This window comes from Okeania sp. SIO2B9 (assembly GCF_010672505.1).
Classification (GTDB): domain Bacteria; phylum Cyanobacteriota; class Cyanobacteriia; order Cyanobacteriales; family Microcoleaceae; genus Okeania; species Okeania hirsuta.
In genome coordinates, this window is record NZ_JAAHGK010000230.1 from 1 (window position 1) to 7,406 (window position 7,406).

General features: G+C 41.4%; 5 protein-coding genes. All 5 read left to right on the top strand.

What is annotated here, in order from left to right:
- A partial coding sequence (gene pstA, locus F6K13_RS10695; RefSeq protein WP_287287352.1) for a phosphate ABC transporter permease PstA occupies window positions 1-731 on the top strand: 731 nt, incomplete at its 5' end.
- Entirely contained in the window at window positions 725-1,519 is a 795-nt protein-coding gene (gene pstB / locus F6K13_RS10700) for a phosphate ABC transporter ATP-binding protein PstB (RefSeq protein ID WP_124146210.1), read from the top strand. The genes pstA and pstB, both read left to right, overlap by 7 nt.
- Window positions 1,520-1,736: 217 nt before the next feature.
- Window positions 1,737-6,362 (top strand): caspase family protein, encoded by a 4,626-nt coding sequence (locus F6K13_RS10705; RefSeq protein WP_287287354.1) that lies wholly within the window; start codon window positions 1,737-1,739, stop codon window positions 6,360-6,362.
- A 304-nt stretch (window positions 6,363-6,666) separates the two neighbouring features.
- Window positions 6,667-6,924, top strand: a complete 258-nt coding sequence (locus tag F6K13_RS10710; protein ID WP_124146212.1) for a hypothetical protein — start codon at window positions 6,667-6,669, stop codon at window positions 6,922-6,924.
- Window positions 6,921-7,322 carry a type II toxin-antitoxin system VapC family toxin gene (locus tag F6K13_RS10715; protein WP_124146213.1) on the top strand — a complete coding sequence of 134 codons (402 nt, stop codon included), beginning with the start codon at window positions 6,921-6,923 and terminating at the stop codon, window positions 7,320-7,322. The genes F6K13_RS10710 and F6K13_RS10715 overlap by 4 nt, the downstream gene beginning before the upstream one ends.
- Window positions 7,323-7,406: the final 84 nt, after the last annotated feature.

Sequence of the window (7,406 nt, forward strand, 5' to 3'; positions counted from 1 at the left end):
TACCGGAAGAAGCAGGAATTTTATCAGCTTGGGTAGGTACTTGTTTAGTGATGTTAGTAACTACATTAGTAGCAATTCCTTTAGGAGTTGCCTCTGGTATTTATCTAGAAGAATATGCTCGTAAAAATTGGATAGCCGATCTAATAGAAATTAATGTGACAAATCTTGCAGGTGTACCTTCAATTATTTATGGTTTATTAGCATTAGGATTTTTTGTTTATCAGTTAAAATTAGGGGAAAGTATTCTCACCGCAGGCTTAACTTTAGCCTTATTAATTTTACCTATAGTTATTGTCACTACTCGTGAAGCTCTCCGCTCCATTCCAACTAATTTACGAGAAGCTGCTTATGCTCTTGGAGCAAGTAAATGGCAAATGATTTGGGACCATCTTTTACCTTACTCTTTTGGTACTATTCTTACTGGTATAATTATTGGTTTATCACGGGCAATAGGAGAAACAGCTCCAGTTATTACTATTGGTGCATTAACATTTATTGCTTTTTTACCAGAATCTCCATTGAAAAGTGAATTTCCGTTTATTTCTTTTTCCTGGCTCCAAGCTCCATTTACATTAATGCCAATTCAGATGTTTAACTGGGTTTCTCGCCCACAGAAAGCATTTGAAATAAATGCAGCAGCAGCAGGTACTGTATTAACTATTATGACTTTGACAATCAATACTCTAGCTATTTATTTACGTTATCTAATTCGTAAAGGTATCAAATGGTAAACTTTTATAGAAACAAACAAGAATTAATTACTATAAAGCCCAAAGCAGAAGTCAAAAAACTGAATTTTTATTATGGTCAATCCCATGTTTTAAAAAATATTGATTTGGTTGTTCCAGAAAAACAAGTTACTGCATTAATCGGACCTTCAGGGTGTGGAAAAACTACTTTATTACGCTGCTTTAATCGCATGCACGATTTGTATCCAGGAAATTACTATGAAGGAGAAATTTGGCTAGATTCTCTGAATATTTTGGCTAAAAATATTGACCCGATAGAAGTACGAATGCGCATTAGCATGGTATTTCAAAAACCCAATCCATTTCCCAAATCAATTTATGAAAATGTAGCTTATGGTTTGCGGGTGCGTGGTGAAAAAAGACGGAGTTTAATTGATGAAAAAGTAGAACAAGCTCTTCGAGGGGCAGCTTTGTGGAATGAGGTGAAAGATAGATTAAAAGAGGTAGCTTTTAATTTGTCTGGAGGTCAACAACAACGTCTATGTATAGCTCGTGCTTTAGTAGGAGAACCTGAGATGATTTTATTGGATGAACCTACTTCTGCTCTTGACCCAATTGCTACTGCTAAAATTGAAGAGTTGATGAGTCAATTAAAAGAAAAGATAACTATTTTAATTGTGACTCATAGTATGCAGCAAGCTGCAAGATTATCTGATTATACGGCGTTTATATATTTAGGAGAATTGATAGAATTTAGTGAAACTAAAGATTTATTTGCTGACCCTAAAAATCAGAAAACAGAGGATTATTTGCATGGCAGAATTGGTTAATTGAAGAAGGAAGAAGGAAGAAGGAAGAGGGAAGAAGGAAGAGGGAAGAAGGAAGGTAAATATTCAGCTCTCAGCAAAGTTTGAATAACTTTTCCTATTGTCATCGTATATATTGTATAGGTTAAGGTCAGGGGGTTGAGTCTGCGGAGTGGCCACTGAAAAGATTCCCAGATTCTTTGCCTTTCTGTACTTCTGCCTTCTTCCAGGAGAATAATATATGCCTAGATCGGCTGGTAATTCTAATGTAGAAAAACTTCAAACTGGTGAAGCTAAACTTTTAATTCTCTTAGTGGGAATTAATCAATATGATGATGCCAGAATAAAGAACTTAAATTATTGTGTTAATGATTGTCAGGAATTAAAGGCTGCATTAGAATTAGCTACAAAATTATTCACCAATAAAACTATTATTATCCATCACGATAATACTCCTGAATATCCTCATCTTGACGTGGTGAAAAATAGCTTAGAAAAGTTAGTCTCTCAAGCTACTAAAGAAGATACTATTTTAATTTATTTTTCCGGTCATGGTTTTTTAGACAAACAAACTCAACAACCAATATTATGTCTGAAAAATACTCAAACTAATAATTTAACTACAACAGGTTTGCCAGTATCAGAAATTTTGCAAAAGTTGGCAGAAAGTGGTGCTAAATATCAATTGATTTTTATTGATGCTTGTCATAGTGGTGGCACAAGTATTAATTTTCAGCATTTGTCTGAAAGCAAGAAATTATCTGAATCTGAAACATCTAGTATTGCTCCACAATTAATTGAATTATTTTGGCAAAGGGCTGCTAAAAGTCAAGGTTTTTATGCGCTTTTGTCTTGCGATAAGTACGAACAATCTGAAGAATGGAAAAATTTAAAACATGGATTATTTACTTATTATTTGATTCAAGGTTTTTTGGGTCAGGCTGCGGATAAGTCAGGAGTAATTGAGGCGGATAGTTTATATAAATATGTCTATCATCGCACTTTGGAATATATTGATAAAACTAATCAGCAAATTCGTTTGACTAATCAACAAAAAGCTAATCGTGGTGAATCAAATATTCAGTCAGAATCTCCTGGGCAAACTCCTCTAAGAATTGTGGAGGGAGCGGGGGAGTTTGTGTTAGGAATTGTGCCGATTAATAGTAATGAAAATAGTCGGCGACAAGCTGTAATTATTAATGGTTTGGTAGGATGTGAAGAGACTGTTTCTTTATCAGGTGTTTTGCACAGTCGGGGTGAATTTAATGTAGGATATTGGGCGCAACCTAACCGCTCTTGGCAAGATGTAAAAGCTGGAATATTGAAATGTTTAAATATCGATCCTCCCCACCCTTCCCACTCTACCCCCTCTCCCCACTCTCCCCACTCTCCCCCCTCTACCCCCTCTACCCCCTCTTCCCACTCTACCCCCTCTCCCCACCCTCCCCATACCCAATTAGAAACAGCATTTTTGCACATCCGCGGTGAGGTTGAAAGTGTCATTAATGATGATAATGAGCATGAGCATTATCTGGTTTTGGGAGATGGGGTGGGTATTAGTTGTTTTTGGTTGCAGAGAAAGTTATGGAATTCTCAGGTGCGCCAACAAGCGATCATTCTTGATTTTCCCAATGCTGAAAATCATGTGCTGACTCAATGGGTGGAATATTTGCATCAAGAAAAGAATAAGTCTCAATGTATTATTGCTTCCTCGTCGTTACAGTTTTCTCAGGAATTGGTGAAAATATTCGGAAATGCTCGACATGGTTTGACTGTTGCGGGGTTGGTTATTGAGTTGCAGCAACGGTTGCCTATTACAACTTATTTGTCTGGAAATGCTATCGATATTTTGCTTCCTGGGGAGGCAACTAATACAATTTTTGATGCTAATATCTGCCCTAATAAAGGTTTAGAGGCGTTTCGTCAACAGGATGCGGAGTTCTTTTTTGGTAGGCAAAAGCTGATACAGGAGATTTTGGCAAGGTTGCGGGATAGTTCGTTTTTGGCAGTGGTAGGTGCTTCGGGTAGTGGGAAGTCTTCGGTGGTGCAAGCTGGTATTTTGCCAAAACTGGCGGCAGGAAAGCAACCTCCTGGTAAATGTTGGTGTGGTTATTTTCGCCCTGGTGCAACCCCGATAAATGCTTTAGCTCGGGTATTGGCGACTGATGGGAAAGTTGATGAAATGGAGGGTTCGTTGCATTTGGGTGTGGAATGGTTGGTATTGTGGTTGCGTCGTCGCGTGGAACCGATGGTGGTTTTGGTGGTGGATCAGTTTGAGGAATTATTTACTTTGACTGCTGAAAACGAACGTTCGGAATTTCTGAATTTGCTGTTGGGTGCTTTGCGGGAAACGTCCGATAAGTTGAAGTTAATAATAACGTTGCGGGATGATTTTATTGGTAATTGTTTGGAGGTATCTGAGTTGCAGGTTTTGGTGCAGCAGAATTTGATGTTGGTGTCGCCGAATTTGCAGGAGCAGGAATATCGAGACGCTATTGTTAAACCTGCTGAGAAAGTGGGGTTAAAGGTAGAGTCTGGTTTGGTGGATGTGTTGTTGGATGGAGTGCAGGAGGAATTGGGAGGTTTGCCTTTGTTGCAGTTTGTGTTGCGGGAGTTGTGGGAAAAGCGCCGGGATGGAATGTTGAGTTTGCAGGTTTATCAGGAGGAAATTGGTGGTTTTAAGGAGGTGTTGGAAAATAAAGCGGAGGATGTGAGGCGGGGTTTGCATCGAGAGGAGGAGAGTTGCGCTCAGTTTATTTTTCTGGAGTTGGTGCAGTTGGGAGAAGAGGGGAAGGATACTCGCCGTCGGGTGTTGAAGTCGGAGTTGTTGGGTAAGAAGTATGGGAAGGAGGTGATGGAGTCTGTGTTGAAAAAGTTGAGTGATGCGCGGTTAATTGTTGTTGGTGGTTTATCCCCCCTAACCCCCCTTAGTAAGGGGGGGACTCATCAGGAGGAAAAAGTTTCCCTTGGTAAGGGAAAAAGTTTGGAAGAGTATGGTGATGTTGCTAAGTATGGGGATGTATCTCCCCTAGTCCTCCTTAGTAAGGGGGGAACTAATGAAGAGGAAACTAACAAAAAAGCCCCCCTTGGAAAGGGGGGTTTGGGGGGATTAAAAATCACTATCTCACAGGAAAGTTTACCCGATGCAACAACACCCCACTCCACACTAGAAGATAACAACAAAAAAGCCCCCCTTCCCAAGGAGGGTTTGGGGGGATCAGAAATTACTGTGGAAGTTGCTCACGAAATCTTAATCTGTCATTGGTCAACTTTACGTTGGTGGTTGGATGAAAATAGAAGTCGCCTACAACAGCAACGACAGATGGAGCAGGATGCTAAAAAGTGGGTACAACATGGGCGAGTAGATGATTTTTTGCTGCGGGGTGTGGCATTGCAGAATGCGGAGGAACTTTATATTAAGTATGGTGATGAGTTGTCTGAGTTGACTCAAGAATTTATTGAGGCGGGGATGGCGTTGCGTCAACGACAGGAAGAGGAGAAACGACTGGGTAAGCGAAGGACGATATTGGGGTTAGTGAGTGGTTTGGCGATCGTGTCATTATTGGCGGTTGGGGCGGTTTGGCAGTGGCGTCGGGCTGTTGTTGGGGAGATGAATGCTGTACTTAAAGGGGAAATTGCAACTTTAGAATATTTGGGAGCTACGAGTTTAGGGAGGCAATTGGATGTTATTGCCTTGGGGAAAAAATTAAAAGCTGGTTGGGTTAGTCTGGAAAATAGGGTGCGCGGTATAGTGTTGCTGCAACAGACCTTTGATTTTGAGAAGTGGAAAGAATTTAAGACTTTATTAGATCCTAGTTTAATCTACCACGTCAGTTTCAGCCCCGATGGCAAGTTACTGGCTTCTGCTGGCTATTACGGCATCGTGCGTGTATGGCAAGTAGATGGTACTCCTGTTGCTGTTTTAGAGGGGCATAAAGATTCAGTCAGACACGTCAGTTTCAGCCCTGATGGCAAATTACTCGCTTCTGCCAGCGAAGACCGCACTGTGCGTGTATGGCAAGTAGATGGCACTCCTGTTGCTACTTTAGATGGACATAAAGGTATGGTCAATCACCTCAGTTTCAGCCCCGATGGCAAGTTACTGGCTTCTGCAAGCGATGATGGCACAGTGCGTCTGTGGCTTCCAGATGGCACTCCTGTTGCTACTTTAGATGGGCATGAATACTCAATCATACACGTCAGTTTCAGTTCCGATGGCAAGTTGCTCGCTTCTGCAAGCGATGACGGTACGGTGCGTTTGTGGCAAGCTGATGGCACTGTTGTTGCTACTTTAGAAGGGCATAAAATTTTGGTCTACCACGTCAGTTTCAGCCCTGATGGCAAGTTACTGGCTTCTGCTAGCGGTGATAGCACAGTGCGTCTGTGGCTTCCAGATGGCACTGCTGTTGCTACTTTAGAGGGGCATAAAATTTTGGTCTACCACGTCAGTTTCAGCCCCGATGGCAAACTGCTGGCTTCTGCAAGCGGTGATAGCACAGTGCGTTTGTGGCTTCCAGATGGCACTGCTGTTGCTACTTTAGAGGGGCATAAAGATTGGGTCAATCACCTCTTCAGCCCCGATGGCAAACTGCTGGCTTCTGCAAGCGGTGATGGCACAGTGCGTCTGTGGCTTCCAGATGGCACTGCTGTTGCTACTTTAGAGGGGCATAAAGATTGGGTCAATCACCTCAGTTTCAGCCCCGATGGCAAACTGCTGGCTTCTGCTAGCCATGATGGCACCGTGCGCCTATGGAATTTAAACCTCGACTCCCTCCTCAAAGAAGGCTGCGACTGGGTGGGCGATTATTTGAGGAATAATCCCAATGTCAGCGAAGAAGATAAACGTTTGTGTGAGGGAATTGAGTAGAAGTCAGAAGTTTGAAGTCAGAAGTCAGAAGTTAGAAACCAAACAAAAAAATTGTAGGGGCGGGTTTAGCCGAAAGCTTTGTCAATTAGCAGTTTAGTCATGTAAACCTGCCCCCACCATTGATTTAATTCATAAACATGGGGGCGGGTTCATTTGATTTAATGGTTGCTATTGTTAATTTGAACTGGAACCCGCCCCTACAGTTGCTATATGTCGGTAGTAAAATTGAGCGATCGCCTCCAAATTGACAAAACTCAAAATTTGTGTTAGAAAATCATCAACCAAAACCTCACACTCAAAAAAAATGGAACCACAAACCATAAACTTACCCGAACCTCTAGCAAGTGCATTATTATCCTATATGCGCGATCGCCAAGACTCCCCCACACCCAATATAGTTATACAAGCAGCAGTAGAAGAATTTCTAACTCAACGTGGTTATTTATCCCCACCCAAAAAACATCTACAAATAACGCCAGCATCAAAAGGCAGTGGATACCACAAGACATCAATTAACCACGACTCAGTTATTGCCAACCTTCCCACTCAACAACAACCATGAGAGCTGTTATTGCCGACACTGGCCCCCTTTATGCTGCGATCGATCCAGATGACCAATATCATCAACAGGCCCAAGCAGACTTAAACCAACTCCAACAAGAAAACTTAGGAGTTATTGTTACTTATCCGACTCTTTTAGAAGCCTATACTTTAGTTTTGTATCGTCTAGGAAATGAAACTGCCAGAGCATTTTTGCAGCAAATTTTTGCCGGAGTTGAATTAATTAATCCCACAGTTGATGACTACTTAGCAGCAACAAAATTAGTTGAAAATTTTCCCGATCAACGAATTACTTTATTTGATGGTTTAACAGCAATTATTTCTAATCGTCTGAGTTTACCAGTATGGAGTTATGACTATCATTTTGATGTAATGTTAGTATCTGTTTGGCGCTACTAATTGAGCGATCGCTCCTAAAGCCATTTAGGGACATTCCATAGAACGTCCCTACTGTGGTCTATGATCTATCCTGCAACCAATTCA